Genomic DNA, 26,416 nt, shown 5'->3' with positions numbered 1-26,416 from the left:
CCTCCTCAGGTCATTCGCCGGAGGAGGAGCGTAGTGCCTTTTAGCTGGAGGTTGAAGGGGCTTTCGCTGCCCTAGTAGGCATACTCCAGGAACGCCGGCTCGATCGATCCGCCCCAGCGCGTGTTGTAGGCGTTGAGCATTTCCTCGGCGCTCGTCGTGCCGCGTGCGACGACCTCGTCGAGCGTATTGAGGAAGCCGGCCTCGTCGAAGCCGTCGCGGTTCTTGCGGCCACGGTTGACCAGCCCCTGGCGCGACAGGGCAAGCACTTCGCGGCCGACTTCGCGCAACGTAGCATTGCGGAACGGTGCCGAAATGCCCTGCTCGGGCACCGTATCGCGCATCGCCCGCACGTCCTGGTAGCTCCAGTCTCGGGTGAACTCTTCCGCTGCATCGAGCGTTTCCGCATCATAGAGCAGCCCGACCCAGAAGGCCGGCAGCGCGCAGATGCGGCGCCATGGGCCGCCGTCGGCGCCGCGCATTTCGAGGAAGCGCTTCAGTCGCACGTCCGGGAACAGGGTCGACAGGTGGTTGGCCCAGTCGCCCATGGTCGGCATGCCGTCGGTGATTTCGTTGCGCGCGTCACCGGCCATGAACTGGCGGAAGGTCATGTGCGTCATGTCGTGGTAGCGGCCGTCGCGGATGACGAAATACATCGGCACGTCGAGCGCCCATTCGGCATAGTCGGCAAAGCCGAACTCGGGCGAGAAGCAGAATTCCAGCAGGCCCGAGCGCTGGTTGTCGGTGTCGCGCCAGATGTCGCCGCGCCAGCTCTGCATGCCGTTGGGCTTGCCGTCGGTGAAGGGCGAGTTGGCGAACAGCGCAGTGGAAAGCGGCTGCAGCTTCAGCGACACCTGCATCTTGCGGCGCATGTCGGCTTCGCTCTCGAAGTCGAGATTCACCTGGATGGTGCAGGTGCGGTACATCATGTCGAGGCCCTTGGTGCCGACCTTGGGCATGTAGGCGGTCATGATGTCGTAGCGCGACTTCGGCATGCGCGGCGTCTCGGCCAGCGTCCATTTCGGGCTGCCGCCGAGGCCGAGGAAGCGGATGCCCATCGGCTCGGCGATTTCGTGAACCTGCGCCAGATGTGCGTTGCCCTCGCGGCAGGTCTGGTGGATCGTCTCCAGCGGCGCGCCCGAAAGCTCGAACTGCCCGCCCGGCTCCAGCGAGATCGCACCCTGGCCGGTCGGCTCGACAAGGCCGATGATGCGGCCGGCATCGATGATCGGGTCCCAGCCGAGCTTGGTCTGCATTCCCTCCAGGATGGCGCGGATGCCGCGGTCGCCGCCATAGGGAACCGGCGCGTTGCCGTCGACATAGAAGGGAAATTTCTCGTGTTCGGTACCGATTCGCCATTTGTCGCGCGGCTTGTTGCCGGCTGCGAGATAGTCGACGAGTTCGTCCATCCCTTCGATAGGCCGGAAATCAGTGGTGTCGCGCGCCATGTATGCTTCTCCTGAAGGCGGAAGGACCGCGGGCGCTTGATGGACGATCGAGCGCTTGCCGATCAAGCGAAAAATCCTGAGCCTTCGTCAATAGATATTGAATGATTTCGCTGCACCCGCTGCGTCAAGCAAGTCCTTGTCTTGACTATCGCGCCGAAAGTGCCGCCTTGACCAGCGTCGATGCCGCTGCGCCTGCCGTTTCCATGTAGCTCGCATCGCGATTGAGCAGCACCACCGCGAAGGCACCGTCGAGCAGCAGCACGATCTGGCGGGCGAGCACCTCGGGCGACGCCGCGCCTGCTTCTGCCAGCACATCGCGCAGCCAGCCTTCGACGCGTTTCTTGTGAGCGATGCCGGTCTTGATCGCAGGATGGCCGGGCATGTCGGCAAGTTCGGCAGCCGTGCGCAGGAAACCGCAGCCTTTCCATTTCGGCTGGCGCGCGGCCCGGGCAAGATTGGTGAATATGGCCGCCACCTTCTCTGCCGGCCCGCCTTCCGCTTCTGCAAACCAGCGCTGGAACAGAGCGAGATTTGGCTGGTCGCGGCCGTCGAGATAGGCGGCGATCAACTCGTCTTTGCTGGCGAAATGGTAGTAGAGCGTGCGCTTGGTCAAGCCCGCCTTTTCGGCCACGGCATCGACGCTGACAGCCCTGATGCCGGCGCTGTAGAACAGTTTCGAGGCGGCGGTGACGATGCGTTCGCGCGTCGGAATGTCTGTCGGTTTCATCGTCTATGTATACCGACTAGTGAGTGTTTCCAAAAGGCAATTTCGCATATCCCTGCAGCAACTTGCACGCATGCGAGATTTTCCATGTCCATTGCCGTATCCGTCGCCGCCCCCAGCTCTGTCGAGATCGTCTGCGACGATGGCGTCGTGCTGCACGGCCATCTCTGGCCGCGGCCCTTCGGTTCCGGCTTCGGCACAGTCATCCTCAATCCTGCCACCGGCGTGCTGGCACGATATTATCACCGCTACGCCGCCTTTCTTGCCGGACACGGCCTCGATGTCCTGACCTACGACTACCGAGGCATTGGCGCCTCGCGGCCGGCCGACTTGCGCCGCTGCGGCTACCGATGGCGTGACTGGGGCGAACGTGATTTCGATGCCGCCCTGCGGTTCGTTTTCGCCCGCGATCCTGGCGCGCCGGTAATGGTCGTCGGCCACAGCATCGGCGGTTTCCTGCCCGGCCTCGCCAAATCTGCCCCGGTCATCACGCGCATGCTCACGGTCGGCGCCCAATATGCCTGGTGGCGCGACTATGCCGGGGACCAGCGCCTGCCGCTGTTCCTGAAATGGCATGTCGCGATGCCAGCGCTCACGGCCTTGCTGGGCTATTTCCCCGGCAAGCGCCTCGGCTGGCTGGAGGATCTTCCCTCTGGTGTGGCCAACGAATGGAGTTTTCGCCGCGCTCGCATGGAGCAGAGCCATCCCGAAGATGAGCGCGACGCTGTCCTTCGTCGCCTTGCCGCCGTTTCAGCGCCCATCCTCGCCATCGGCGTTTCGGATGACGAACTCGGCACGCCACAGGCCATCCGCCGGTCGTTGGCTTATTACTCCGGCTCCAACGCCACCCAGGTGCTGCTTTCGCCTGACGATTTCGACAAACAGGAGATCGGCCATTTCGGGCTGTTCCACAGTCGTCACGCAGCCGATTTCTGGCTCGACACGCTGCTCTGGCTGCGCGACGGCATCAATCCCTGGCCGGGCAGGGTGCTTGCCTGATTACCAGTCGCCGATTGCCGCCTGGATGACGGCCAGTGCTGCCACCGCCGCCGTGTCGGCACGCAGGATGCGCGGCCCCAGCGGAATGGCGGTCACGAAGGGCAGGGCGCGCAGCATGCGGCGCTCGTCGTCGGAGAAGCCGCCTTCAGGTCCGACCAGGAGGGCGAGCTTGCGTTCCTTGATGCCCTGCAGCGCTGCCATCGGATTGTTGGTCGAGGCATCTTCGTCGCAGAAGATCAGCCGCCGGTCCTTGTCCCAGCTGCCGAGCAACTGCTCCAGCTTCACCGCCTCGCGCACCTCGGGAATGGCCAGGATGCCGCATTGCTCGGCGGCCTCGACGGCATTGGCGCGCAGCCTCTCGATGCTCGGTTTCGCCAGCTGCGTGTGCTGCGTGATGACAGGCACTAGCGTGCCGGCACCCATCTCCACCGCCTTCTGCACGAGATAGTCGAGGCGGCCCACCTTCAGCGGCGCAAAGCAGTAGACGAGGTCCGGACGCTCCGGCTGCGGCCGCTGCAATTCCAGCACCTCGAGCTGCACCGCCTTCTTGGTGCGGCCGGTAATCTTCGCCGTCCATTCGCCGTGGCGGCCGTTGAAGAGCAGCACTTCCGCGCCTTCGCCGAGGCGAAGCACATGGGCGAGGTAGTGGCTCTGCTGCGGATCGGCATCGAAGGCCGCGCCGGAGGAGAGGTCATCGGGCATGAACAGCCGTTGCATCTTGTAGTTTGCGCGCATGGCCGAGCAATGCGGCAGGCCGTGGCGGTGGTCAAGGGGCAGCTGCGTGGCCTCTGGATATCCATGTTTGTTCATGTTATGTTCATCCTTTGCCGGGGGGCGGAGATGGCGATCTTTCGTGTCGTTGCTGCATGCCTTTTGTTGGCGGGTTGCGGTGCGCAGCTCGCCGCCGCCTACGGCATTCCAATCGTGCCAGCAGGGCAGAAGGAGCAGGTGTCCAAGAACATTTCGGCTGAACAGGATCCGCACACGGGCTTGATCAAAGTCTCGGGGCCGCTGATTTTTCATGACCGGAACCTGCTTGGAAACACCTACCTGATCCGCAGCTGGATCGATCCGAAGGGGCAGTCCGTAAACGACGACTTCCAGATCCTTGTCACCGGTCGATACCCGAAGCGCGTCTATCTCAAGCAGGCCTATGCCGATGGCGAAAAGGTAAGCACGATAGCAATCGATCGCGAGCGCGTCAGTTGCGCCGACTTCTGCATCATCAAGGAAGTAATTGGCCTCAACCTCACAGAAGACGAGATGGCGCGCCGCGCCGCGACCGGCATGTCCTTCAAGATCCTCGGTCGTCGCGCATCGCTGGTCATGACCATCCCGCCTGCCTATTTCGCGGCGCTGCTCGATGCCCATCGTGCCGCTCGCAGCGGACCTATGCCCCTGCCAAAAGCAACTCCGCGCTCGGGTGCCAGTCCGGCCGGTAGCCCTGATGCAACACGGCCAGCGTCGTCGCCGGCGTGATGATGCACATTTCGGCATCGGCCAGTTCGTAAAAGCCGAAGGCCGCGTCGTAGCCGCCGAAGCTCCAGCGCAGCGCCTTGCCGTCGTGCACCGCATAGTCCGAGGCCCCGTCCGAGAACATCGCCCCATAGGGCAGCAGCCGCAGCCCTTGCCGGTCTACTTCGACCGGCTTGCCGCCCGAGGCCAGCCTTTCCCGATGCAGCCGCCCGTCGATCTCGCCGACTTTCGGGTCTTCGGCGCCGAAGGCGCTGGCATAGGCTGCGCTGAAGGCCTGGGCGCGCGCGCGACGGCAATAGAAGCAGGGGCGGTGCCCGGCCGCCAGCGCCGTCACCTCGTCGAGGAAGAACAGCTCGGTCCAACCGGGCTTGCCACCGGGCCGGTTGCGCCCCATCGGCACGCGCCGGACGTCCTTGAACTCAAGCGCGCAGGTGATCCACGCCTTGGTCGCCCAGCGTTTATTCAGCAAGCTCTTTGTCTCGGGATCATGGACGATGCCGCGATTGCCGGTGAACAGGCCGCGCGCCGTGTCAGCATGGATCTCGCCGAATGGGTCGACCCGGTTCTGCAGTGGCATAGCTGTTCCTTCTTGGCTGCGTCGCGCGCCTCATGATAGGGCTCGCCGCAGCGTTGTCACTGTGCTGCTGAAAGGCTGAAATGCGCGTTCTTGTCGTCCAGAATTTTGCCAACACCGGCCTTGGCCAGGTCGGAGCCGCACTCGTCGAGGTCGGTGCCGAGATCGACCAGTGCAATGCCTATCTCGGCGACGCCCTGCCGGCCGATGCGGCAGGCCACAACGCCATGGTGATCCTCGGCGGCGGCCAGAATGCGCGCGACGACGCCCATTCCCCATATTTCCCGGCCTTGCTCGAGCTCGCTCGCGAATTTGTCGAACGGGACAAGGCGGTGCTCGGCATCTGCCTCGGCGGTCAGCTGATGGCGCGCGCCTTCGGCGGCCACAACCGCATCGGCGGCTCCACCGAATTCGGCTGGCACGGAATCACCCTGACCGAAGAGGCCCAGGACGACCTGGTTTTCAGCGATCTTCCCCAGCGATTCCCGATCTTCCAGTGGCACGACGATACCTTCACCTTGCCCGAGGATGCCGTGCGGCTTGCCGGCAGTTCGGTCACCGGCAACCAGGCTTTTCGCATTGGCCGCGCCGGCTATGGCATCCAGTTCCACTTCGAAGCCGACCGGCCGATGGTTCGCGACTGGAGCGAGGCCTTTGCCGAGACGATTGCTCAACGGCATCCCGATTGGCATCAGCGCCTCGACAGCGAGGCTGAGCTTCACGGCCCCGAGGCAGATGCCGTCGGCCTGGCACTGGCGCGGTCCTGGGTCGCCGCGATCTGACCGGTCGCGCCCCGCGTTTTCGTGACATTTTTGGCACGTCGAACAAAATCCGCCGGGGATAGTCATTTGCCTGCTGGATTGTGCCCCAAAGCCTTTCTAAAGACAGCTCCGCGCCAGTTGGCGATGGTATCGCGAATGAACCATCTCTGAGTGCCGCGCGACACAAGCCCGATACAGAACCACCCTAGAAGCACGGCCGTGAAGCCGCGCCTCGACGGCTTCGCTTAAACTTTTCGGAAACTTATTCGTAACTCTGCTCATGCAGAATGCAGGAAGCTCAACCTGAGATGACTCCCTTGAAAGCAGCGCTCCTGTCCTTCGCCATGCTGTCGGCAATCGTGCTCGGCGGCTTTGGGATCTATGCCGCCGATGCCGCGGCCGACCACCACGCCGTCGACGGCTACGGCGTCACCGCCTCCCGCTGAAGCCGGGCTTTTCCACTGAAAACAGACGTTTTTCCGCGCCCTCGATGAGGAGCGCGGTCAGCACGCCTGAATAGAACACGCCGGTGTCGATGTTGACCCGGTTGGCCAGCACCTCGGGCTCCGCCTGCGGTGTGTGCCCGTGCACCACCACCTTCGGGTGTAGTCCGGGATGGTTCAGGAACTGGTTGCGGATCCAGATGAGATCCTGCGGATCCTGCTGGTCGAGGGGAATGCCGGGTCGGATGCCGGCATGGCAGAAGAAGAAATCGCCGAAGGACGCCGAATAGGGCAGCGCGCGCAGGAAGCGCAGATGGCTGTCGGGCACTGCGGTTACGAGTTGGACGTGGCTTTGCCTGAGCCCCGACGCATCGCTCATGTTTAATCCGACGCCATAGGAGCGGGCCGTCTCTTGTCCGCCATGCCGGGCAAACAGCCCGTCCGCATCGGGCTTGGCAAGAAAATCGAGAAATCCGGTGTCGTGGTTGCCGGTCAAGACGATGTTGCGGCTGTCGCGCGCCATGGCCGCGAGGAGGTACTCGATCACGCCCCGGCTGTCGGGCCCGCGGTCCACCAGGTCGCCGAGATGGACGATGCGCCAGTCGCTGGGCTTGTCGCGCTCGATCTCCGCCGCGATCCGCCCATGCATTTCGGTGAGCAGGTCCAGATGCCCGTGAATGTCGCCGATGGCGTAGACCCGGATGCCCTCGGGGCCCCGGGCGTCGAGGAAATGCACGCCGGTCATGGCTTCCGGCCCGTCTCGGCGCTGTCGGTCCGCTGCCGCAGCCGCAGGCGCGAAATGCGCTGCCAGTCGCCGCTGCGCTCGGCCTCGGCCATGGCGCGCTCGAGATAGGTGATGTGGTCCATCGCCGCCTTGCGCGCGCCGGCCGGATCGCCAGCCACCACCGCGCGATGGATCGCCTTGTGCTGTTCGAGCAGCACGTCGCGCGTCCCGCTCACAGTGAACACCACAAGGCGGTTGTTGAACACGCCGTCCGACAACAGCCGGTAGCAGGAGCGCAGCGTGTGCAGCAGGATGATGTTGTGGGCGCATTCGCCCACCGCATGGTGGAACTCGACGTCGATTTCCGCTTCCTCTGTAGGGTCGGCGCGGGTATGTGCCGCCTCCATCCGCGCCATGATGCCGTCGAGCAGGGCGAGGTCCTCCGATGTCGCCCGCCGCGCCGCATACTCGGCCGCTAGTCCTTCCATCTCCCTGCGGTATTCAAGGTAGTCGGCCGCCGCCTTGCGGTGGTTGACGATCAATTCCATCACCGGCTTCGAAAACACCTGGCCGATGACATCGGCGACATGTGTGCCGCCGCCATGCCGTGTGACCATCAAGCCGCGCGCTTCGAGCGCCTTCAGCGCGTCGCGCAGGATCGGCCGCGACACGTCGAACTGCTTGGCCATCTCGCGTTCGCCGGGCAGCCGGTCGCCGGCGCGCAGCACGCCCTCGAGAATAAGGCTCTCGATCTGCTGCACCACCTCGTCGGCGGTTCGCGAATGCTCGATCCTGGAAAAGATGTCGCTCAAGGTCGTGTCCGGAGCCGTTGTCGGTCTGCAAGGATAGGTGCCCAGCCGCCAACTGGTCAAATTAATTATCCAATCCGTCGCATTCGTGCAGTCTCGATCACGCTCACCTTTATCAGCTTGGCCTAAAGTTCACGTTTGCCTGTTGCATTGAATTTCCCTAGAGGCTCGAAGCTTGGGCATCGAGGGAGCCATCTGTGACAGTCGATCCGTCGTCACTCGAATTCCTGCCGCGTTCCACCGGCAGCGTGATGGGATTCCCGGCGCATGAGGGCCGTCCCGGCGCTCTTGGCGAGGTGCATTCCAGGCCGCACCCGCTGGTCGAGAACCCGCGCGTGCTGGTCCAGCTCTCCTTCATGACCGAGGGCGGCTCGAGCGTCGACCACGCGGTGCTTTCCGAACTGTCGCGACGGTTGGGTATCGCCTCGCCCGATCGCCAGGCTCGCCACCACGCCATGAAGTGGGGGCAGGGCTCGCTGCGCTGGGAGCGGCACACCGAATTCTCGACCTATCTCTGGGAGGGGCCGCTGTCCGACAGCGGCCGGTCGCAGGAGGATTCGCCCTTCGGCAACGGTTTCAGCCCGCCCGGCACGGTCATTTCGGGCATCCGGCTGGAGATCCGCAAGTGGACCCCGGCCACCGAAAAGCTGATCGCCGGCTTCGATCCCACCAGCCTGTGCTATTCCATCGTCGAGAACGGTGCTGCCGCCATCGTCACCGACTTCCGCCAGGATGGCGACGGGCTGACACGCATCCTGATCCTCGATCGCGGTCTCACGCCGGCCCGTACCGGCGCACTGTCGCAGCGCCTGATCGACATCGAGACCTATCGCACGCTGGCCATGCTCGGCCTGCCGATGGCGCTGTCGCTTTCGAGCCGCGTCCGCCGCATCGAAGACCGGCTTGCCCAGGCGACCCGCGAGATGAAGGCGACCGAGACGCGCGACAGCCAGGCCTTGCTTGCCGATCTCACCGAGCTTGCCGCCGAGCTCGAGGCCGATGCTGCCTCCAGCCTCTATCGCTTCGGCGCCAGCCGCGCTTACGACGGCATCGTGCGCGAGCGCCTCGAGGCGCTCGAAGAGGAGGTTGTCGCCGGCTACGACACCTGGGCCGGCTTTCTCAAGCGCCGAGTCGCACCCGCCATGCGCACCTGCCGGTCGGTCGAGGAGCGCCAGGCCAACCTGTCGCGCAAGCTGACCCGTGCCACCACGCTCCTGCGCACCTGGGTCGATGTCGAGGTCGAGAGGCAGAACCGCGACCTGCTCGCCTCCATGAACAACCGCGCCCGCCTGCAATTGCGCCTGCAGCAGACGGTCGAGGGCCTGTCGGTTGCCGCAGTTTCCTATTATGTCGTCGGCCTGATCGGCTATGTCGCCAAGGGCGCCTCGACGGTGGACCATTTCTTCGCCCCGGAAGTCGTCACTGCAGCCTCGGTGCCGCTGGCGATCCTGCTTGTCTGGTGGGGTGTGCGACGCGTGCGCCGCGCCCACGAAGAGCCCAAGACAGCCCCGGGCGAGTAATTTTCCAATCGTGGCCTGCCCGAACGGGCAGCGCCTTCCCACCAGCGTCAGATTGACGCTGCGTGAGGTCGTTTGCTGGGCCGATCGGACCTCGACCTTCTTCCAATTTGCATCAGTTGGGCTTCACTGGTAAAAGCTTTTTACCAGTTGGCGACCGCAGGTGACCGATGTCCGGCATATCTATGCCCAAGCCCGATGCCGCAACCCTTGGCCGGCGCGACGAGATCGTCGCCGACATGCGCATCATCGTGCCGGGCGAAGGCGTGGTCGACGCGGTCAATGAGATGCGGGCGTTCGAGAGCGACGGCCTGACCGCCTATCGCCAACTGCCCATGGTCGTCGTCCTCCCCGAAACGGTGGCGCAGGTGTCGCGCCTGCTCAAATACTGCAACGATCGCAACATTCGCGTCGTGCCGCGCGGCTCGGGCACCTCCTTGTCAGGCGGTGCGTTGCCGCTCGAAGATGCCGTGCTCCTGGTCATGAGCCGGTTCAACCGCATCATCGAAATCGACTATCCCAACCGTGTCGTTGTCGCCCAGCCCGGTGTCACCAATCTCGGCATCACCACCGCCGTCGAACTGGACGGCTTTTATTATGCGCCCGACCCGTCCTCGCAGATCGCCTGTTCCATTGGCGGCAACGTCGCCGAGAATTCCGGCGGCGTGCACTGCCTGAAATACGGCCTCACCGCCAACAATGTGCTCGGCATCGAAATGGTGCTGATGAACGGCGAGGTCGTGCGTCTCGGCGGCAAGCATCTCGACGCCGAAGGCTACGACCTGCTTGGCATCATGACCGGCTCGGAAGGGCTGCTCGGCGTCGTCACCGAGGTCACCGTCCGCATCCTCAAGAAGCCGGAGACGGCGCGCGCGCTGCTGATCGGTTTCCCCACCAGCGAGCAGGGCGGCCAGTGCGTCGCCGACATCATCGGCGCCGGCATCATTCCCGGCGGCATGGAGATGATGGACCGGCCGGCGATCCACGCTGCCGAGGACTTCGTCCATGCCGGCTATCCGCTCGATGTCGAAGCGCTGTTGATCGTCGAGCTCGACGGGCCGGGCGTCGAGGTCGACCACCTGATCGGCCTGGTCGAGGCGATCGCCAACCGCAACGGCGCCACCACCTGCCGCATCTCGGCAAGCGAGCAGGAGCGGCTAACTTTCTGGGCCGGCCGCAAGGCGGCATTCCCGGCCGTCGGCCGCATCTCCCCCGATTATTACTGCATGGACGGCACCATCCCGCGCAAGGAACTGCCGCGCGTGCTCGCCGGCATGCGCGAGCTGTCGGAACAGTACGGCCTCGGTGTCGCCAATGTCTTCCACGCCGGCGACGGCAATCTGCACCCGCTCATCCTCTACGACGCCAACAAGCCGGGCGAACTCGAAAAGGCCGAGGCGTTTGGCTCGGACATCCTGCGACTGTGCGTCAAGGTCGGCGGCGTCTTGACCGGCGAGCACGGCGTCGGCGTCGAAAAACGCGACCTGATGCCCGAAATGTTCAACGAGATCGATCTCGACCAGCAGATGCGGGTCAAATGCGCCTTCGATCCCAACCACCTGCTCAATCCCGGCAAGGTGTTCCCGCAACTGCGCCGCTGCGCCGAACTCGGCCGCATGCACGTCCACCGTGGGCAGGTGGCGTTCCCCGACATTCCGAGGTTCTGATGCTTTTGAAGCAGGCGACCCTTGAAGGTATTAGGCGCGGCGACATCACGCTCGCCTTCCGCCGCTGGCAGCGGCCCACGGTCAAGGCCGGCACCGGCCTGCGCACGGCCGTTGGCGTGGTCCGTATCGGCGTGGTCGAGGTAGTAGATGAAGCCACGTTGTCCGAGGCGGACGCCCGTGCCGCCGGCTACAATGATCTTGGCGCGCTGACTGCCGATCTGCGCGACGGCGCCGATCGTACCCTCTACCGCATTTCCTTCGATGGCATCGAGGCTGACGCCCGGTTGTCGCTGCGCGAGGCGGTCGACCTCAGCGATGCCGACTGGCATGCGCTCGCCGTCCGCTTCGAAAGATGGGACAGCACCGCGCCGGGATATTTCCCGTCGATCCTGCGTCTGATTGGGCAAAATCCTGAGGTAGCGGCCGCTGTGCTGGCTGAACGCCTCGGCGTCGAGAAGCTCAAATTCAAGCAGGACGTCCGCAAGCTCAAGGAGTTCGGCCTGACCGAAAGCCTCGACGTCGGCTACCGCCTCTCGCCGCGCGGCACAGCCGCCCTCGAAAAGCTCCGGGAGCATCGGCTGTGATGGGCGCGCAGGATTTTGCGGGCTCGCAGGACTTGGGTTCCTCGCCCCCGCAAAGCGTAATGCAATTGCGTGCGCTTGCACTGAATGGTCCGGCCTGCGCTGTACCCCCACCCCTAACCCCTCCCCACAAGGGGGAGGGGGACCGCTGGGCCATTGGTTTCACCAAAACCGTCGAACGTTGGCTGAGGATGTCCGTGCCGAAAAGTTCCCCTCCCCCTTGTGGGGTGGGGTTAGGGGTGGGGGTGATTTCTTATGCGATTGCCTTGTGCCTTGCGGGGGCGAGGAACCCAAGGTTTTCCAGGTCATGACCACCTTCACGCCCACCACCTCAGCCGAAGTGCTCAGCGCCGTCCAATGGGCGCTGGCGGAAGAAGCGCCGCTCGAAATTCTCGGCCATGGTTCCAAACGCGCCATCGGCCGTCCGCTGCAGTGCGAGCATACGCTCGATCTGTCGCAGCTGTCCGGCGTCACGCTCTACGAACCCGCCGAACTGGTGCTGTCGGCCAGATCAGGCACGCCGCTTGCCGAGATCGAAGCACTGCTTGCCCAAAACGGCCAGCGGTTCGACTTTGAGCCCATGGATTACGGTCCGCTGCTGGGGCAGACGCCCGGGCGCGGCACCATCGGCGGCACGCTCGCCGCCAACCTCGCCGGCCCGCGCCGCCTCAAGGCAGGCGCCGCCAGGGACCATATTCTTGGCATTCATGCCGTCTCAGGCCGCGGCGAGGCCTTCAAGTCGGGCGGCCGCGTCGTCAAGAACGTCACCGGATATGACCTGTCCAAGGCCATGGCCGCATCGTGGGGCACGCTGGCCGTTCTCACCGACGTCACCTTCAAGGTGCTGCCCGCAGCGGAAACCGAGACCACGCTCGCCATCCGCGGCCTGCTCGACGACAACGCCACGGCCGCGATGGCCCTCGCCATAGGGTCGAGTGCCGAGGTCTCGTCCGCAGCCCATCTGCCCGAACGCATGGCCGCGCGTGTCACAGGCGGCAGCCTCGGCGGTGATCCCGCAACGCTGCTGCGCGTCGAGGGTTTCGGTCCGTCGGTCGCCTACCGCCTCGAACAGCTGAAACAGCTGCTTGGCAATGCCGGGGCGATCGAGGAGATTTCGGGCGAAGCATCGGCAGCACTGTGGCGCGACATGCGCGATGTCAGGCCATTCGCCGATGGCTCCGACAAGCCCGTCTGGCGCGTATCGATGCCGCCGGCGGATGCCCACAACATGGTGCTGGCCCTGCGCATGCAGGCAGCAGCCGACGCCTTCTACGACTGGCAGGGCGGCCTCGTCTGGCTGCGCATGGAGGGCGAGCCCGAAGCCGATCTGTTGCGTATGCTGATCAGGAAATTCGGAGGCGGCCACGCCACGCTGGTCCGCGCCCCGGCCGCCTGGCGCGCCGCTGTTCCGGTCTTCGAGCCGCAGCCTGCAGCATTGGCGGCACTTTCGGCCCGGCTGAAGGCCGAGTTCGACCCGAAGAACATCTTCAATCCTGGCCGCATGGTGCCCGGCTCCGGACCTGCTACCCTGACGGGTGCAACAGAGGGAAAAACACCATGAGCGACACACCTCCGCCCACGACACCGCGCCAGACCGACCGCTGGCTCGACCCCGGCCAGACCAATGTCCAGGTCATCTATATCCTCTACCTCGCTGGGCTGGTGATCGGCATCAGCGGCATAGTCGGCATTGTCCTGGCCTACATGAACCGCGGCAAGGCTGGCGGTTTCGTCGAGAGCCACTACACCTGGCTCATCCGCACCTTCTGGATTGGCCTGCTCTACGCGCTGGTATCCATTGTGCTGATGATGGTCTTCATCGGCTTCATCCTGATGTTCGCCGTCGCCGTCTGGTTCATCGTCCGCTGCATCGTCGGCCTTCAGGCATTGGGACGAGGCGAGCCGATCAAGAACCCCGACAGCTGGCTGATCTGAGAAAGCTCAAAACGCCGTGCAGACCAATTTCACCGCCGCCCAGCTTGCCGATCCGCATGTCGCAGAATCGGAGAAGATCCTGCGCAAATGCGTGCATTGCGGCTTCTGCACGGCGACCTGCCCGACCTATGTCACGCTCGGCAACGAGTTGGATTCGCCGCGCGGCCGCATCTACCTGATCAAGGACATGCTGGAAAACGGCCGGCCGGCCGACAAGGAAATCGTCACCCACATCGACCGCTGCCTGTCCTGCCTCGCCTGCATGACCACCTGTCCGTCGGGCGTGAACTACATGCACCTTGTCGACCACGCCCGCGCCCATATCGAAAAGACCTATCGCCGCCCTTTGATGAACCGGCTGACGCGCGGCGTGCTGGCCGCCGTGCTGCCATATCCCGGGCGGTTCCGCGCGGCGTTGCAACTGGCCCGGCTCGGCCGGCCCTTCGCCAACGTGTTCGACAGGGTGCCGGCGCTGAAACCGTTCGCCGCGATGCTCCGGCTCGCGCCCGCCTCGGTGCCAGCCGCGTCGGCCATGGCGACACCAGGCAGCCATGCCGCGAAAGGCACGAAACTTGGCCGCGTCGCCATCCTCACCGGCTGTGCCCAGCCGGTGCTCGAGCCCGGCATCAACGAGGCGACGGTGTCGCTGCTCACCCGGCTCGGCATCGAGGTCGTGGTGCCGAAGGGCGAGGGCTGCTGCGGCGCGCTCGTTCATCACATGGGACGCGAGGAGGCGGCGCTTGCCTCGGCGCGGCAGAATGTCGACGCCTGGACCCGCGAGATCGACAGTGGCGGCCTCGACGCCATCGTCATCACCGCTTCGGGTTGCGGCACGACGATCAAGGATTACGGTTTCATGCTCAGGCTCGACCCGGCCTATGCCGAAAAGGCAGCGCGGGTATCGGCGCTGGCCAAGGACGTCACCGAATATCTGGCGACCCTGGATCTGCCCGAGCCCCAGCGCAAGCCGGGCCTGACCGTCGCTTATCACTCGGCCTGCTCGATGCAGCACGGCCAGAAGATCACCCGCCAGCCCAAGGACCTGCTGTCGCGCGCCGGCTTTGTCGTCAAGGAGCCGCGCGAGGGGCATCTGTGTTGCGGTTCGGCCGGCACCTACAACATCATGCAGCCGGAGATCTCGGCGCGTCTGCGCGACCGCAAGGTCAAAAACATCGAGGCCACGGGTGCAGCGCTGGTCGCCACCGGCAATATCGGCTGCATCACCCAGATCGCCTCGGCGGCAAGACTGCCGGTGGTCCACACCGTCAAATTGCTCGACTGGGCCTATGGCGGCGACAAGCCGGCCGGGCTTGAGTGACCTGAAAGCCTCATCTCGCGCCAATCCGCTCTGCGCGCGCCGCGAGCAGGCAGGGCGCTGATTGAAACTTTGGCATGGAACATGCAAGGGTCCGGCGCGTTGCAAGCCTTCAATCACATGGAATGCCGATGTCGAAATTCACCCGCCGCAATCTTCTGGCATTGGCCGCAACCGGTGTCGCATCGGCTGCCCTTTCGGCATGCTCGACGACGCGCAGCGAGCGCGTGGCCGAACCGGCGTTTCCCGTGGCGCCGCCACCGCCCACCTTGCGCAATGACCCGTCCTTCACCGAGCCGCAGATGATGTATGCGCCGGTCATCGACAATGGCTATGACATTCCGGGCGTGCCGTTCAAGAAGATCGATCCGCGCTATTATCGCCAGGTCGTGGCCGACCCCACCGGCGAGGCGCCAGGCACCGTCGTCATCGATACCGCAGCCCACTTCCTCTATCTGGTCAGCGACAATGGCGAGGCCATTCGCTATGGCGTCGGCCTCGGCCGCGCCGGCTTCGAATGGGCCGGCCGCGGCGTCATCGAATGGAAGCAGACCTGGCCGCGCTGGTTCCCGCCTAACGAGATGATCGACCGCCAGCCGGAACTGGAAAAGTACCGTGCCCGCCAGATTCCCGGCAAGAACGAGTGGGAAGGCGGCATGCAGCCGGGCATCCAGAATCCGCTCGGCGCGCGTGCGCTCTACATCTTCCAGGATGGCAAGGACACGCTCTACCGCCTGCACGGCTCGCCGGAATGGGCCTCGATCGGCAAGTCCGTCTCGTCGGGCTGCGTGCGGCTGATCAACCAGGACATCATGGATCTTTACGACCGCGTGCCCGATGGCACGCCGATCGTTGTCACCAGCGGCCTGCAGATGGTTGCCAACCCCGCGACGCCGCAGGTCCAGGACGGCACCTGGAGGCTCTAGCGCGCCGTCGCTGGAGCCGGGTCGTCTACTCCGCCGCCAGCGTCGCTTCGGCCGTGCCGAACGTAGCGCGATAGACCGCACGCTGGCGGTTCAGCGCCACCATCGTGTTGCGCAGCAGGATCGCCACCGTCACCGGCCCGACGCCACCCGGCACCGGCGTGATCCATGATGCCACTTCCTTGACGCTCTCGGTGTCGACGTCGCCGACGATGCGGCTCGACCCGTCCGGCAGCGTTTCGGCATTGATGCCGATGTCGATGACAGCCGCACCCGGCTTGACCATGTCGGCCTTGATCAGCCGCGGTTTGCCCACCGCTACGAACAGCGCGTCGGCGCGGCGCGCATGGGCGGCCAACGAGCGTGTCATGTGGTGGCAGACCGTCACCGTCGCGCCTTCGCTCATCAGCAGGAAGGCGATCGGCTTGCCAACGATCTCGGAATGGCCGACGACCACGACCTCCAGGCCCTTGAGGTCGAGCCCGGTGGCCTTGAGCAGTTCCACCGAGGCAGCCGCCGTGCAGGGCGCGAGTTCGAGCTGGTTGTAGACGATGTTGCCGATCGAGGCCGGGTGCATGCCCTCGACGTCCTTCAGCGGATGCACCGCAGCCTGGATCGCCTTGATCGGAATGTGCGGCGGCACCGGCCGCTGGATGATGATGCCGGTGATACGCGGATCGGCGTTCATGCCGTGGATGGCTGCTTCGAGTTCGCCCGCCGTCAGCTCGGCCGGAAAGGGACGTTCTTCGAAGTCGATGCCGGCGAGTTCGGCCTTGGCGCGCTGGTTGCGGACATAGACATCGACCGCGGCGACGTCGCCGACGGTGATCGAAACGAGTTTCGGGCGGAAGCCTTCCTCGGTTGCCTTCTGCGCGGCAGCGCGCACTTCGGCGATGATACGGGCGGCCACGGGGCCGCCTTTCAGATAGCGGTTGTCATCGAGCGGCGGCATTCTTCTTCCTTCGGCGGTCGTCGATCCAGGATAGCCCCCGGATACGTCGGTACGCCTGGGGGAGGGTCGATCAGGTCAATTTTCATCCATGATAAACATTTTTTCCCAAGAGATCGAGCCGGAGAAGGCCAATTCGATCCCGAAAAGCGAAAAGGACAGCGCGATCTTCCGCCGCGCTGCCCTTCTGCTCGGGAGCCAGGCCTTTCGACCGGGCTCCGCCCCCGTAATCGAAAATTACCTGACGATGACCTTGGTGCCGACCGCGACCCGCTCGTAAAGGTCCATCACGTCCTCGTTGCGCATGCGGATGCAGCCTGAAGACACGGCGCCGCCGATGGTCCAGGGCTGGTTGGTGCCGTGGATACGGTAGAGCGTCGAACCGAGATAGAGCGCGCGTGCGCCGAGCGGGTTTTCCGGTCCGCCGACCATCATTGCCGGCAGCACGCGGCCCTTGGCGCGCTCGCGGGCGATCATCTCCGCAGGCGGGCGCCAGTCCGGCCATTCGCGCTTCGACGTCACCTTGTGCGTGCCCGACCATTCGAAGCCCGGCTTGCCGGTGCCGACGCCGTAGCGCCGCGCCTGGCCGTCGGCCTGCACGTGGTAGAGGAAGTTCTCATTGGTATCGATGATGATGGTGCCTGGCTTCTCGCCGCCATCATAGGCGACCATCTGCGGCAGGTAGATCGGGTTGATCTGCGGCTTGACGGTGCGCTTTTCCGGCGCGCGCAGCGCTGCGGTCTGTACCTGGGCAGCCTTGGGCTGGCGCGGCTGGGCGCTGCGCTGCTGCTGTACGGTGCGCTGCTGGACCTTGGGCGGCGCCTGCCTTGCCCGCGGTTGGACAGCCTGGCGCCGCTGCTGCCGCGGCATCGCCTCGGCCGGGCTGCGGCCGAGCTGCAGCACCCAGGGTGCGGAAAGGTCGGGGCTCACCACCACCGGTGGCCGCTCGGCGTAGCGGTCATAGGCAAGGGCCGGCGAAGCCAGCTCGGCCAGCAATGCGGCCGTTGCCAAAAGCATCAGACGTTTCTTCATGGACGCACTCTCAACACGTTCGTCGCTGCCGGGCAGGGCGATCCGTTCCCGGTTCCGGGTCATGTTGTCTTCGCGCCCCCACCGAAACGTGAATCGGGTTGCTTAAAATGCGCGTTTGTCAGGAAACCTTTTGGTGTGGTTACCGGCCGGTTCAGGAGTCTGGTAAAGCACGGGTAAATCAGCACTTCTCGCTGTTAACGAACGGATTTGAGATGGAAGAGAAAAAGACAGGCCTTATGCTGGGTGCAGACGGGGCGACCCGCTGCTTCTGGCCGGGCACGTTGCCCGACTACCTGCATTACCATGACAACGAGTGGGGTCGGCCGGTCACCGACGAGATCAGGCTGTTCGAGAAGATCTGCCTGGAGGGTTTCCAGTCCGGCCTGTCGTGGCTCACCATCCTGCGCAAGCGCGACAATTTCCGCGAGGCGTTTTCCGGCTTCGATTTCGACAAGGTCGCCGAATATGGCGAGACCGACATCGAGCGCCTGCTCGGCAATCCCGGCATCGTCCGCCACCGCGGCAAGATCGTCTCGACCATCAACAATGCCCGCCGCGCCCGCGAATTGGCCGACGAGGCCGGTTCGCTTGCGGCATGGTTCTGGAAGTTCGAGCCCGGCGCGGATGAGCGCCCTGAAGTGGTCGACTATCCCACGCTGATCGCCAACCCGACGACGCCGACCTCGACGCGGATATCGAAGGAGCTGAAGAAGCGCGGCTGGAGCTTTGTCGGCCCGACCACCGTCTACGCCTTCATGCAGGCGATGGGGCTGGTCAATGACCATATCGAAGGCTGCATGTGCCGCCCGAAGATCGAGGCCGAGCGGAAGGCGTTCAAGCGGCCGGTGTGAGGCCTTCCCTTCTCCCACAAGGGGAGAAGGGAGCAACACTCACCGCTCATACCGGCCCTTGTATCCGCTGCCGGCGATGTCCCAGACCAGCGCCCGGCCGGAGACCGTCAGCACCAGCCCGCCGAAACCGCGATCTTCCGGCGTGTGCCGCCGCGAGGCTGACGATCGTCCGGCGGGGATCACCTCGACGGTTCCGCCGCGCTTCACCCAGCAGCCCTTGCCGTACTGGTCGTTGGCGCCATAGGCGAGCATGAACTCGAAGCTGCCGTCCGGCCTGAGCAGCAGTTCGGAGCCGACCTCCATCACGCCGTTGAGATAATAGTGGCCGGCCAGCTTTGCATCGCCGGGCTTGCAACCGCCGCCGGCCAACGCGCCGCCGCTCGTGGTGCAGGCGGCAAGCACCAGCGCGCTCATGGCGGCGAGGGTCGCAATCGTCTTCGGCACCGGCGTCGCTTTCCAGGGGCGCATCGGCATCAGGCGCTCGTGCCCGTCAACAGCAGGCTGGCCGCGATGGCGCCCACCGTCGCCAGTGCCGGGTACAGCACCAGGACACAGGTCATCAGCGCGTCGCGTGCGGTCGCAGGCTTCCTGGCTGCGGGCTTTTCCGGCCCTGCTGGACGCAGCCGGGCCGACGTCTTGTCGATTTCTCCAGTGTTGCTGGACATGGCAGTCGTTCCATCGTTCGGTTGCGGCGGCTTATCGGGCGCGGCTGTTTCGGCACGATGTCGGCGCGCGGCCGCTTTGTTTCGGCCTTGCCGGTTGCGGCGCGCGCCAAACGCTTGCCGCTCCACCCCATTTCGGTTACGAAACGCCGCGCCGTGATCGCGGCCCAAAATTTCTGGAAAAGTGCGGAATTCGACCATGGCCGACAAATCGGAAAAGATGAAAGCGCGGCTGCCGCGCGGCTTCGTCGACCGCAGCGCGGACGACATCCGGGTCGTCGAGAAGATGATGGCGAAGATCCGCGAGGTCTACGAGCTCTACGGTTTTGAGCCGGTCGATCAGCCGCTGATCGAATACACCGACGCGCTCGGCAAATTCCTTCCCGACCAGGACCGTCCCAACGAGGGCGTGTTCTCGTTCCAGGACGACGACGAGCAGTGGCTGTCGCTGCGCTACGACCTGACCGCGCCGATGGCGCGCTTCGTCGCCGAGAATTTCGAGAAGCTGCCCAAGCCCTACCGCAGCTACCGTTCCGGCTGGGTGTTCCGCAACGAGAAGCCCGGTCCCGGCCGCTTCCGCCAGTTCATGCAGTTCGATGCCGACACCGTCGGCACGCCGGGCGTCGCGGCGGACGCCGAGATGACCATGATGATGGCCGATGTCATGGAAGCGCTCGGCATCAAGCGCGGCGACTACGTTATCCGCGTCAACAACCGCAAGGTGCTCGACGGCGTTCTCGAGGCCATTGGCCTCGGCGGCGACGACAACGCCAACCGCCGGCTGACCGTGCTGCGCGCCATCGACAAGCTCGACAAGTTTGGGCCCGAGGGCGTCAAGCTCTTGCTCGGCAAGGGCCGCTGGGACGGCGGCCAGGAAGGCGAGGGCGACTTCACCAAGGGCGCCGGCCTGGACGATGCGGCGATTAACACCGTTATTGCCTTCACTGAAGCCGGTGCTGCCGATTCCGACACCACGGCTGAGAACCTCAAGGCCATCGTTTCGGGCAATGTTCGTGGCACTGAAGGCGTGGAAGAACTGGCCCAGATCGGCGCGCTCGCTGCTGCGGCCGGCTATGACGACGGCCGTATCAAGATCGACCCCTCTGTCGTGCGCGGCCTCGAGTATTACACCGGTCCCGTCTACGAAGCTGAGCTGCTCGCCGAAATCCCCAATGACGAGGGCCAGGTCGTGCGCTTCGGCTCCGTCGGCGGCGGCGGTCGTTACGACGGTCTCGTCTCGCGCTTCCGCGGCGAGCCCGTGCCGGCCACCGGCTTCTCCATCGGTGTGTCGCGCCTGATGACGGCGCTGAAGAACCTCGGCAAGCTCGACACATCGGACGTGATCGCGCCCGTGGTCGTGCTGGTCATGGACAAGGACACCGAAAGCCTCGGCCGCTACCAGAAGATGGTCGCCGACCTCCGCCGCGCCGGCGTGCGCGCCGAGATGTATCTCGGCGGTTCAGGCATGAAGGCCCAGATCAAATATGCCGACCGCAGGGGCTCGGGCGTCGTCGTCATCCAGGGTGGCGACGAGCGCGCCAATGGCCAGGTCCAGATCAAGGACCTGATCGAGGGCGCCCGCATGTCGGCCGAAATCACCGACAATGCCGAGTGGCGCGCCGCGCGTCCGGCCCAGATCACCGTGTCGGAAGTCGACCTCGTCGCTGAGGTCAAGAAGATCCTCGCCGCGCAGGCGGAAGAGCGGGCGAAGCTGTAAGGCCATGAACGCGCGTTATCCGGCCATCGCGTCCGATATCCTCAAGCTCTTCGCCGCGCGGGGGGCCGATGCGGTCGACGTTCCGGTGCTGCAGCCGGCCGATCCGTTCCTCGACATGGCCGGCGAGGACCTGCGCCGACGCATCTTCCTGACCGAAAGCGAGACCGGCGCGTCGCTCTGCCTGCGGCCGGAATTCACCATTCCTGTCTGCCTCGACCACATCCACACCCAGTCCGGCACGCCGCGCCGCTATTCCTATCTCGGCGAGGTGTTCCGCCAGCGCCGCGAGGGCGGCAGCGAGTTTTTCCAGGCCGGTGTCGAGGATCTCGGCGACACCGACACGGCGGCAGCCGACGCGCGCTCGGTAGCAGACGCGCATGCGCTTCTGTCGCTTTGCCTGCCCGGCCATGACCTCACCGTCACGCTCGGCGACCAGGCGATCTTCGAGGCGGTGCTGGCAGCGCTTGGCCTGCCGCGCGGCTGGCGCATGCGCCTTGCCCGCGCTTTCGGCTCGGCCGAGCTTCTGGCGGCTGCCCTTGGCGATCTCGCGGCCCCCACGCGCACATCGGCGCTTGCCGAACCGGTCGCCTCGCTGGTTGCATCGGGCGACCATGACGCACTTGCCGCCCATATCGCCGCCGGCATGGAGCAGGCCGGCCTGTCGCCCTCGGCCGGCCGCACGCCCAACGACATCGCCCGCCGCCTGATCGAAAAGGCCGAACTGCGCAGCGTTCGCCTGTCCAGCGACGCCTTCGAGGCGCTGGAACGGTTCCTGGCGATCCATGTCTCGCTCGACGAGGCTCCCGCGGCCCTCAAGGAGTTCGCTGCCGGCGCAGGGCTCACGCTCGGTGCCGCCTTGGACAATTTCGCCGCCCGCGCCAAGGCTGTCGCCGGCCATGGCCTTGCTGCCGGTTCGGTGCGCTATGACGCCGCCTTTGGCCGTCCGCTCGACTATTACACCGGCCTGGTGTTCGAGATTTCCGGGCCCGATGCCGAACGCCCGCTGGCCGGTGGCGGCCGCTACGACCGGCTGCTGACGCTGCTCGGCGCCGGCAAGCCCATTCCGGGCGTCGGCTTCTCCGTCTGGCTCGACCGCATCGAAGCCTTGAGGGAGGCGCGCTGATGGCCATCTCGATCGCACTTCCCTCCAAGGGACGGCTCAAGGAGCAGGCGCTCGACGTGCTGGCCAAGGCCGGTTTTGTCGTCAACCTGCCCGATGACGACCGCCGCTACCGTGCTTCGATCGAGGGCAGGGCGGATATCGAGATCGCCTTCCTGTCGGCCTCGGAGATTTCGGGCGAGATTGGGCAGGGCAATGTCGATCTCGGCATCACCGGCGAGGATCTCATCCGCGAAAATCTCGCCGATTGGGAGAGCAAGGCCGAGATCGTCGCGCGCCTGGGCTTCGGCCACGCCGATGTCGTCGTCGCCGTGCCCGACATCTGGCTCGACGTCGATACCATGGCCGACCTCGATGATGTCGCCGCCGATTTCCGCCAGCGCCACGGCCGTCGCCTGCGCATCGCCACCAAATACTGGCGGCTGACGCAGCAGTTCTTTTCCCAGATGCACGGCATCCAGGTCTACCGCATCGTCGAAAGCCTGGGCGCCACCGAAGGCGCGCCTGCTGCGGGTTCCGCCGACGTCATCGTCGACATCACCTCGACCGGCTCGACCTTGCGCGCCAATCACCTCAAGATCTTGTCGGACGGCGTCATCCTGCGATCGCAGGCCTGCCTGGTGCAGTCGCGCAAGGCGCGCGGCGCCGCCGACGCGGCGACGCTTGCCGGGTTCAATGCTGCAATAGCGGCTGCAGTCCGCGGATAATCCGCGCAAGCTCCAGGCATTCATTGTGCCTGGGGCTGTTGCGGCGCCAGGCAAGGCAGATGCGCCGTTCCGGCACCGGTTCGGCGAAGGGCACGATCTTCAGGTCGCGCTGGTCGTGCGCCGGCCCTGCCGCCATCGCCGGGATGAGCGTCACCCCCAGCCCATGAGCAACCATCTGCAGCAGCGTGGTCAGGCTGGTCGCGCCATAGTTGGCCATTGCCACCGGCTTGACGCTGCCGCACACCGCCAGCGCTTGTTCGCGCAGGCAGTGGCCTTCCTCCAGCAGCATCAGCCGTTCGAGTGCCGGGCTTTCCGGCGGCACCGGTGGCGAGACGAAGTCAGGGTCGTCGGCGGGCACGGCAAGATAAAAGCGGTCCGAAAACAGCTCCTGTGTCGTCAGCCCGGAATAGTCGAGCGGCAGGGCGGCAACGAAGGCGTCGATACGCCCGTTCAGCGCCTCCTCGGCAAGCGAGCCGGTGATCGCCTCGCGCAGTTCCAGCCGGAGCTTTGGATATTCGCGTTTCAGCGCCGGCAGGATGTGCGGCAAAAGATAGGGCGCGACGGTCGGGATGACGCCGAGCCGCAACCGCCCCTCCATCGCCAGCCTGCCGCGACGGGCTGTCGTCTCGACCTCGCGGATCTGGGCCAGGATGTTTTCGATGCGCGGCTGTAGCTCGAGCGCATCCTCGGTCATCCGCACCGCCTTGCCGCCGCGCTCGAACAGGATGCATCCGAGCCTTTCCTCCATCTCGGCGATCTGCGCCGAGAGCGCCGGCTGGCTGACCCCGGCGAACTCGGCTGCCCGGCCGAAATGCAGCATCTGGGCCAATGCCGCGAAATATTCCATCTGTCGGATTGTCAGGCGTATCATAATCAAAGGTTATCAAGATTGTTTGAAAAGGCAATTTGGCTTTATCAAAATCCGATCCTAGACTGGAATGGTACCAATGAGGCGGCGCACCCTGTTGCGCTGCCCAGGACCGTCTAGCGAGTTGAAGCCACGAGGGAGGCGCAAGCCATGACAAGACCGACGATGACCACCAGTGCGGGCGCGCCGGTATCGGACAATCGCAATTCCATCACTGCCGGCGAATGCCGCCCGGCCCTGCTGTAGAGCTGCCAACTCATCAAGAGGCGGACCCAGGTCCGCAAGCACCTACGCAAAGACGTTTCGGAGAGAAAAATGGACGCAAAGACCGACGAAAACAGCGCGGGCAAATGCCCCGTCGCGCACACCACTGCCGGCAGGACCAATCGTGACTGGTGGCCGAACCAACTGGATCTCAAGGTCCTCCACCAGCACTCCAGCCTGTCCGATCCGATGGGCGAGGCGTTCGATTATGCCAAGGAGTTCGAGAGCCTCGACCTCGATGCCGTGATCAAGGACCTCACTGCCCTGATGACGGATTCGCAGGACTGGTGGCCGGCCGACTTCGGACACTACGGGCCGCTGTTCATCCGCATGGCCTGGCACAGCGCCGGCACCTACCGCATCGGCGACGGCCGCGGTGGCGCGGGCGCCGGACAACAGCGCTTCGCGCCGCTCAACAGCTGGCCGGACAACGTAAATCTCGACAAGGCCCGCCGCCTTCTGTGGCCGGTCAAGCAGAAATATGGCCGCAAGATCTCCTGGGCCGACCTGATGATTCTCGCCGGCAACGTCGCGCTGGAATCGATGGGCTTCAAGACCTTCGGCTTCGCCGGCGGCCGCGCCGATGTCTGGGAGCCTGAAGAGGACATCTACTGGGGCTCCGAAGGCAAGTGGCTGGCCGACGAGCGCTACAGCGGCGACCGCGATCTCTCCAACCCGCTCGCGGCCGTCCAGATGGGCCTGATCTATGTGAATCCGGAAGGGCCGAACGGCACCCCGGATCCGCTTGCATCGGCGCGCGACATCCGCGAGACCTTCGCGCGCATGGCGATGGACGACGAGGAAACGGTTGCCCTCATCGCCGGCGGCCACACCTTCGGCAAGACCCATGGCGCCGGCGATGCGGCCAATGTGGGCGCCGAACCGGAAGCGGCCGACATCGAGCAGCAGGGCCTCGGCTGGAAGAACAGCTTCGGCACCGGCAAGGGCGGCGACGCCATCGGCAGCGGCCTGGAAGTCACCTGGACCACGACGCCGACGAAATGGAGCGGCAACTTCTTCTGGAACCTGCTCGGCTACGAATGGGAGCTGACCAAGAGCCCGGCCGGTGCCCATCAGTGGACCCCCAAGCACGGCATGGGCGCCGGTACGGTGCCGGATGCGCACGACAAGTCCAAGCGTCACGCGCCCTCGATGCTGACCAGCGACATCGCGCTGCGGGCTGATCCCGCCTACGAAAAGATTTCGAGGCGCTTCTTCGAGAACCCGGACCAGTTCGCCGACGCCTTCGCCCGCGCCTGGTTCAAGCTCACCCACCGCGACATGGGCCCGATCGCACGCTATCTCGGTCCGCTCGTCCCCAAGGAAGAGCTGATCTGGCAGGACCCCATTCCCGCGGTCGACCATGTCCTGGTCGATGAGCAGGACATTGCCGCCCTGAAGGACAAGATTCTCGCCGCGGTACCCTCGGTGTCGCAGCTTGTTTCGACGGCCTGGGCATCGGCCTCGACGTTCCGTGGCTCCGACAAGCGCGGCGGCGCCAACGGCGCGCGCATCCGCCTTGCGCCGCAGAAGGACTGGGAAGTCAACCAGCCGGCGCAACTGGCCTCTGTTCTGGAAAAGCTCGAGGCGATCCAGCAGGAGTTCAACGCTTCGCAATCGGGCAACAAGAAGGTGTCGCTTGCCGACCTGATCGTTCTCGGCGGCGGTGCCGCAATCGAGAAAGCCGCCAGGGATGCCGGCCAGGAGGTGAAGGTGCCCTTCGCACCGGGCCGCATGGACGCCTCGCAGGAGCAGACTGACGTCGAATCCTTCGCGCCGCTCGAGCCGTCCGCCGACGGCTTCCGCAACTATCTCCGGGGCAGGCAGCGCCTGACCTCAGAGGAAAACCTGATCGATCGGGCGCAACTGCTGGCACTGTCGGCACCCGAGATGACGGTGCTGGTCGGCGGCCTGCGCGTGCTCGGCGCCAATGCTGCAGAGTCCGCGCACGGCGTCTTCACCGCGCGGCCCGGAACCCTGACCAACGACTTCTTCGTCAACCTGCTCGACATGGGCACGGAGTGGAAGGCGGTTTCGGATGCCAGGGACGTGTTCGAAGGGCGCGACCGCAACACGAACGAGGTCAAGTGGTATGCCACCCGCGTCGACCTGATCTTCGGTTCGCACTCGCAGTTGCGCGCGCTGGCCGAAGTCTACGGCAGTGCGGACGCCCAGGCGAAGTTCTCCAGGGATTTCGTGGCGGCATGGACCAAGGTGATGAATGCCGACCGCTTCGACCTCGTGCAGACGCTGAAGGCGGCGTAATAACCACTCGCGACAACCGATAGGGCAGGCGCGGAGCGATCCGCGCCTGTTTTGTTTTGCGGCTGGCCTTTGAGGTGCAAAGATTTTG

At 65.1% G+C, this 26,416-nt stretch carries 28 protein-coding genes; 17 read left to right on the top strand and 11 right to left on the bottom strand.

All coding sequences use genetic code 11. From position 1 onward, the window contains the following. Positions 1 to 71 precede the first annotated feature (71 nt). On the bottom strand, positions 72 to 1,445 hold the full coding sequence (locus GGQ99_RS19170; protein WP_183263745.1) for a glutamate--cysteine ligase: 1,374 nt from the start codon (positions 1,443 to 1,445) through the stop codon (positions 72 to 74). Between the two features lie 145 nt (positions 1,446 to 1,590). Further along, entirely contained in the window at positions 1,591 to 2,172 is a 582-nt protein-coding gene (locus tag GGQ99_RS19165) for a TetR/AcrR family transcriptional regulator (RefSeq protein WP_183263744.1), read from the bottom strand. 84 nt (positions 2,173 to 2,256) lie between these two features. Between GGQ99_RS19165 and GGQ99_RS19160 the strand changes: the two genes are divergently transcribed. Further along, on the top strand, positions 2,257 to 3,168 hold the full coding sequence (locus tag GGQ99_RS19160) for an alpha/beta hydrolase family protein (RefSeq protein WP_183263743.1): 912 nt from the start codon (positions 2,257 to 2,259) through the stop codon (positions 3,166 to 3,168). Here the strand turns inward: GGQ99_RS19160 and GGQ99_RS19155 are convergent, their stop codons facing one another. Then, a complete protein-coding gene (locus GGQ99_RS19155; RefSeq protein WP_183263742.1) occupies positions 3,169 to 3,903 on the bottom strand; it encodes a 16S rRNA (uracil(1498)-N(3))-methyltransferase in 735 nt (244 codons plus the stop codon). Between the two features lie 21 nt (positions 3,904 to 3,924). Here GGQ99_RS19155 and GGQ99_RS19150 point away from each other — a divergent pair, with 21 nt between their 5' ends. After that, positions 3,925 to 4,647, top strand: coding sequence for a hypothetical protein (locus tag GGQ99_RS19150; protein ID WP_183263741.1), 723 nt, complete (start codon positions 3,925 to 3,927; stop codon positions 4,645 to 4,647). Here the strand turns inward: GGQ99_RS19150 and GGQ99_RS19145 are convergent. Further along, entirely contained in the window at positions 4,559 to 5,221 is a 663-nt protein-coding gene (locus tag GGQ99_RS19145) for a hypothetical protein (protein ID WP_183263740.1), read from the bottom strand. The two genes, GGQ99_RS19150 and GGQ99_RS19145, sit on opposite strands and share 89 nt — an antisense overlap. Before the next feature lie 80 nt (positions 5,222 to 5,301). Here GGQ99_RS19145 and GGQ99_RS19140 point away from each other — a divergent pair, with 80 nt between their 5' ends. Together GGQ99_RS19140 and GGQ99_RS19135 are read left to right on the top strand one after the other, a co-directional pair. Then, the gene (locus GGQ99_RS19140) at positions 5,302 to 6,000 is read left to right on the top strand and encodes a type 1 glutamine amidotransferase (RefSeq protein WP_183263739.1); all 699 of its coding nucleotides are present in this window, start codon (positions 5,302 to 5,304) and stop codon (positions 5,998 to 6,000) included. A gap of 287 nt (positions 6,001 to 6,287) precedes the next feature. Beyond that, positions 6,288 to 6,425: a hypothetical protein gene (locus GGQ99_RS19135; RefSeq protein WP_162244938.1), complete on the top strand. Its 138-nt coding sequence runs from the start codon at positions 6,288 to 6,290 to the stop codon at positions 6,423 to 6,425. Here the strand turns inward: GGQ99_RS19135 and GGQ99_RS19130 are convergent. Together GGQ99_RS19130 and GGQ99_RS19125 are read right to left on the bottom strand one after the other, a co-directional pair. Then, positions 6,409 to 7,167: a metallophosphoesterase family protein gene (locus tag GGQ99_RS19130; protein ID WP_183263738.1), complete on the bottom strand. Its 759-nt coding sequence runs from the start codon at positions 7,165 to 7,167 to the stop codon at positions 6,409 to 6,411. The genes GGQ99_RS19135 and GGQ99_RS19130 overlap by 17 nt on opposite strands. Further along, positions 7,164 to 7,958 (bottom strand): FCD domain-containing protein, encoded by a 795-nt coding sequence (locus GGQ99_RS19125; RefSeq protein ID WP_183263737.1) that lies wholly within the window; start codon positions 7,956 to 7,958, stop codon positions 7,164 to 7,166. The genes GGQ99_RS19130 and GGQ99_RS19125 overlap by 4 nt, the downstream gene beginning before the upstream one ends. A 194-nt stretch (positions 7,959 to 8,152) precedes the next feature. On the opposite strand from GGQ99_RS19125, the gene GGQ99_RS19120 reads away from it, so the two are divergent. From GGQ99_RS19120 to GGQ99_RS19090, 7 genes are all read left to right on the top strand, one after another. Then, positions 8,153 to 9,475, top strand: coding sequence for a DUF3422 family protein (locus tag GGQ99_RS19120; RefSeq protein ID WP_108609120.1), 1,323 nt, complete (start codon positions 8,153 to 8,155; stop codon positions 9,473 to 9,475). A 167-nt stretch (positions 9,476 to 9,642) separates the two neighbouring features. Beyond that, on the top strand, positions 9,643 to 11,139 hold the full coding sequence (locus GGQ99_RS19115) for an FAD-linked oxidase C-terminal domain-containing protein (protein ID WP_183263736.1): 1,497 nt from the start codon (positions 9,643 to 9,645) through the stop codon (positions 11,137 to 11,139). Further along, positions 11,139 to 11,723, top strand: a complete 585-nt coding sequence (locus GGQ99_RS19110; protein WP_183263735.1) for a helix-turn-helix domain-containing protein — start codon at positions 11,139 to 11,141, stop codon at positions 11,721 to 11,723. The genes GGQ99_RS19115 and GGQ99_RS19110 overlap by 1 nt, the downstream gene beginning before the upstream one ends. 304 nt (positions 11,724 to 12,027) lie before the next feature. Continuing rightward, complete coding sequence (gene glcE / locus GGQ99_RS19105; protein ID WP_183263734.1) at positions 12,028 to 13,281, top strand: glycolate oxidase subunit GlcE; 1,254 nt, start codon at positions 12,028 to 12,030, stop codon at positions 13,279 to 13,281. Continuing rightward, the gene (locus tag GGQ99_RS19100) at positions 13,278 to 13,655 is read left to right on the top strand and encodes a DUF4870 family protein (RefSeq protein WP_108609116.1); all 378 of its coding nucleotides are present in this window, start codon (positions 13,278 to 13,280) and stop codon (positions 13,653 to 13,655) included. Before glcE ends, GGQ99_RS19100 begins: the two co-directional genes overlap by 4 nt. Positions 13,656 to 13,671: 16 nt before the next feature. Next, a complete protein-coding gene (gene glcF / locus GGQ99_RS19095; RefSeq protein ID WP_183263733.1) occupies positions 13,672 to 14,973 on the top strand; it encodes a glycolate oxidase subunit GlcF in 1,302 nt (433 codons plus the stop codon). A gap of 128 nt (positions 14,974 to 15,101) precedes the next feature. Further along, complete coding sequence (locus GGQ99_RS19090; protein WP_108610022.1) at positions 15,102 to 15,896, top strand: L,D-transpeptidase; 795 nt, start codon at positions 15,102 to 15,104, stop codon at positions 15,894 to 15,896. 25 nt (positions 15,897 to 15,921) lie between these two features. Here the strand turns inward: GGQ99_RS19090 and GGQ99_RS19085 are convergent, their stop codons facing one another. Both GGQ99_RS19085 and GGQ99_RS19080 read right to left on the bottom strand, forming a co-directional pair. Further along, positions 15,922 to 16,845 carry a bifunctional 5,10-methylenetetrahydrofolate dehydrogenase/5,10-methenyltetrahydrofolate cyclohydrolase gene (locus GGQ99_RS19085; RefSeq protein WP_183263732.1) on the bottom strand — a complete coding sequence of 308 codons (924 nt, stop codon included), beginning with the start codon at positions 16,843 to 16,845 and terminating at the stop codon, positions 15,922 to 15,924. Between the two features lie 234 nt (positions 16,846 to 17,079). After that, positions 17,080 to 17,874, bottom strand: coding sequence for a L,D-transpeptidase (locus GGQ99_RS19080; RefSeq protein ID WP_183263731.1), 795 nt, complete (start codon positions 17,872 to 17,874; stop codon positions 17,080 to 17,082). A gap of 212 nt (positions 17,875 to 18,086) precedes the next feature. Between GGQ99_RS19080 and GGQ99_RS19075 the strand changes: the two genes are divergently transcribed. Beyond that, on the top strand, positions 18,087 to 18,725 hold the full coding sequence (locus tag GGQ99_RS19075) for a DNA-3-methyladenine glycosylase I (RefSeq protein WP_183263730.1): 639 nt from the start codon (positions 18,087 to 18,089) through the stop codon (positions 18,723 to 18,725). 39 nt (positions 18,726 to 18,764) lie between these two features. Here GGQ99_RS19075 and GGQ99_RS19070 read toward each other — a convergent pair whose 3' ends face one another. Then, entirely contained in the window at positions 18,765 to 19,199 is a 435-nt protein-coding gene (locus GGQ99_RS19070) for a hypothetical protein (RefSeq protein WP_246389656.1), read from the bottom strand. Further along, positions 19,199 to 19,588, bottom strand: coding sequence for a hypothetical protein (locus GGQ99_RS26180; RefSeq protein WP_246389655.1), 390 nt, complete (start codon positions 19,586 to 19,588; stop codon positions 19,199 to 19,201). The genes GGQ99_RS19070 and GGQ99_RS26180 overlap by 1 nt, the downstream gene beginning before the upstream one ends. Here GGQ99_RS26180 and hisS point away from each other — a divergent pair. Genes hisS through hisG form a run of 3 tightly spaced genes read left to right on the top strand, consistent with a single transcriptional unit; the run spans position 19,587 to position 22,931 of the window. Continuing rightward, positions 19,587 to 21,104: a histidine--tRNA ligase gene (gene hisS / locus GGQ99_RS19060; RefSeq protein ID WP_183263729.1), complete on the top strand. Its 1,518-nt coding sequence runs from the start codon at positions 19,587 to 19,589 to the stop codon at positions 21,102 to 21,104. The two genes, GGQ99_RS26180 and hisS, sit on opposite strands and share 2 nt — an antisense overlap. A 4-nt stretch (positions 21,105 to 21,108) precedes the next feature. Further along, on the top strand, positions 21,109 to 22,227 hold the full coding sequence (locus GGQ99_RS19055; protein ID WP_183263728.1) for an ATP phosphoribosyltransferase regulatory subunit: 1,119 nt from the start codon (positions 21,109 to 21,111) through the stop codon (positions 22,225 to 22,227). After that, the gene (gene hisG, locus GGQ99_RS19050) at positions 22,227 to 22,931 is read left to right on the top strand and encodes an ATP phosphoribosyltransferase (RefSeq protein ID WP_108609108.1); all 705 of its coding nucleotides are present in this window, start codon (positions 22,227 to 22,229) and stop codon (positions 22,929 to 22,931) included. Before GGQ99_RS19055 ends, hisG begins: the two co-directional genes overlap by 1 nt. Here the strand turns inward: hisG and GGQ99_RS19045 are convergent. Next, entirely contained in the window at positions 22,897 to 23,802 is a 906-nt protein-coding gene (locus tag GGQ99_RS19045) for a hydrogen peroxide-inducible genes activator (RefSeq protein ID WP_108609107.1), read from the bottom strand. The two genes, hisG and GGQ99_RS19045, sit on opposite strands and share 35 nt — an antisense overlap. A gap of 147 nt (positions 23,803 to 23,949) precedes the next feature. Between GGQ99_RS19045 and GGQ99_RS26175 the strand changes: the two genes are divergently transcribed. Both GGQ99_RS26175 and katG read left to right on the top strand, forming a co-directional pair. Continuing rightward, positions 23,950 to 24,045 carry a catalase gene (locus GGQ99_RS26175; RefSeq protein WP_245439504.1) on the top strand — a complete coding sequence of 32 codons (96 nt, stop codon included), beginning with the start codon at positions 23,950 to 23,952 and terminating at the stop codon, positions 24,043 to 24,045. A gap of 69 nt (positions 24,046 to 24,114) precedes the next feature. Then, positions 24,115 to 26,328, top strand: a complete 2,214-nt coding sequence (katG, locus tag GGQ99_RS19040; protein ID WP_183263727.1) for a catalase/peroxidase HPI — start codon at positions 24,115 to 24,117, stop codon at positions 26,326 to 26,328. The last annotated feature ends 88 nt before the right edge of the window (positions 26,329 to 26,416 follow it).

This window comes from Aminobacter niigataensis (assembly GCF_014200015.1).
In the GTDB taxonomy this organism is placed as follows: Bacteria; Pseudomonadota; Alphaproteobacteria; order Rhizobiales; family Rhizobiaceae; genus Aminobacter; species Aminobacter niigataensis.
Note: the sequence above shows the minus strand (reverse complement) of the source record. Positions and strands in the feature narration are given on the sequence as shown.

What these genes read in the sequence shown, in the direction of transcription:
- GGQ99_RS19170 (WP_183263745.1), bottom strand. Translation starts at nt 1,445, where the DNA reads ATGGCGCGCGACACCACTGATTTCCGGCCTATCGAAGGGATGGACGAA.
- GGQ99_RS19165 (WP_183263744.1), bottom strand. Translation starts at nt 2,172, where the DNA reads ATGAAACCGACAGACATTCCGACGCGCGAACGCATCGTCACCGCCGCC.
- GGQ99_RS19160 (WP_183263743.1), top strand. Translation starts at nt 2,257, where the DNA reads ATGTCCATTGCCGTATCCGTCGCCGCCCCCAGCTCTGTCGAGATCGTC.
- GGQ99_RS19155 (WP_183263742.1), bottom strand. Translation starts at nt 3,903, where the DNA reads ATGCGCGCAAACTACAAGATGCAACGGCTGTTCATGCCCGATGACCTC.
- GGQ99_RS19145 (WP_183263740.1), bottom strand. Translation starts at nt 5,221, where the DNA reads ATGCCACTGCAGAACCGGGTCGACCCATTCGGCGAGATCCATGCTGAC.
- GGQ99_RS19140 (WP_183263739.1), top strand. Translation starts at nt 5,302, where the DNA reads ATGCGCGTTCTTGTCGTCCAGAATTTTGCCAACACCGGCCTTGGCCAG.
- GGQ99_RS19135 (WP_162244938.1), top strand. Translation starts at nt 6,288, where the DNA reads ATGACTCCCTTGAAAGCAGCGCTCCTGTCCTTCGCCATGCTGTCGGCA.
- GGQ99_RS19130 (WP_183263738.1), bottom strand. Translation starts at nt 7,167, where the DNA reads ATGACCGGCGTGCATTTCCTCGACGCCCGGGGCCCCGAGGGCATCCGG.
- GGQ99_RS19115 (WP_183263736.1), top strand. Translation starts at nt 9,643, where the DNA reads ATGTCCGGCATATCTATGCCCAAGCCCGATGCCGCAACCCTTGGCCGG.
- GGQ99_RS19110 (WP_183263735.1), top strand. Translation starts at nt 11,139, where the DNA reads ATGCTTTTGAAGCAGGCGACCCTTGAAGGTATTAGGCGCGGCGACATC.
- glcE (WP_183263734.1), top strand. Translation starts at nt 12,028, where the DNA reads ATGACCACCTTCACGCCCACCACCTCAGCCGAAGTGCTCAGCGCCGTC.
- GGQ99_RS19100 (WP_108609116.1), top strand. Translation starts at nt 13,278, where the DNA reads ATGAGCGACACACCTCCGCCCACGACACCGCGCCAGACCGACCGCTGG.
- GGQ99_RS19090 (WP_108610022.1), top strand. Translation starts at nt 15,102, where the DNA reads ATGTCGAAATTCACCCGCCGCAATCTTCTGGCATTGGCCGCAACCGGT.
- GGQ99_RS19085 (WP_183263732.1), bottom strand. Translation starts at nt 16,845, where the DNA reads ATGCCGCCGCTCGATGACAACCGCTATCTGAAAGGCGGCCCCGTGGCC.
- GGQ99_RS19080 (WP_183263731.1), bottom strand. Translation starts at nt 17,874, where the DNA reads ATGAAGAAACGTCTGATGCTTTTGGCAACGGCCGCATTGCTGGCCGAG.
- GGQ99_RS19075 (WP_183263730.1), top strand. Translation starts at nt 18,087, where the DNA reads ATGGAAGAGAAAAAGACAGGCCTTATGCTGGGTGCAGACGGGGCGACC.
- GGQ99_RS19070 (WP_246389656.1), bottom strand. Translation starts at nt 19,199, where the DNA reads ATGCCGATGCGCCCCTGGAAAGCGACGCCGGTGCCGAAGACGATTGCG.
- hisS (WP_183263729.1), top strand. Translation starts at nt 19,587, where the DNA reads ATGGCCGACAAATCGGAAAAGATGAAAGCGCGGCTGCCGCGCGGCTTC.
- GGQ99_RS26180 (WP_246389655.1), bottom strand. Translation starts at nt 19,588, where the DNA reads ATGGTCGAATTCCGCACTTTTCCAGAAATTTTGGGCCGCGATCACGGC.
- GGQ99_RS19055 (WP_183263728.1), top strand. Translation starts at nt 21,109, where the DNA reads ATGAACGCGCGTTATCCGGCCATCGCGTCCGATATCCTCAAGCTCTTC.
- hisG (WP_108609108.1), top strand. Translation starts at nt 22,227, where the DNA reads ATGGCCATCTCGATCGCACTTCCCTCCAAGGGACGGCTCAAGGAGCAG.
- GGQ99_RS19045 (WP_108609107.1), bottom strand. Translation starts at nt 23,802, where the DNA reads ATGATACGCCTGACAATCCGACAGATGGAATATTTCGCGGCATTGGCC.
- GGQ99_RS26175 (WP_245439504.1), top strand. Translation starts at nt 23,950, where the DNA reads ATGACAAGACCGACGATGACCACCAGTGCGGGCGCGCCGGTATCGGAC.
- katG (WP_183263727.1), top strand. Translation starts at nt 24,115, where the DNA reads ATGGACGCAAAGACCGACGAAAACAGCGCGGGCAAATGCCCCGTCGCG.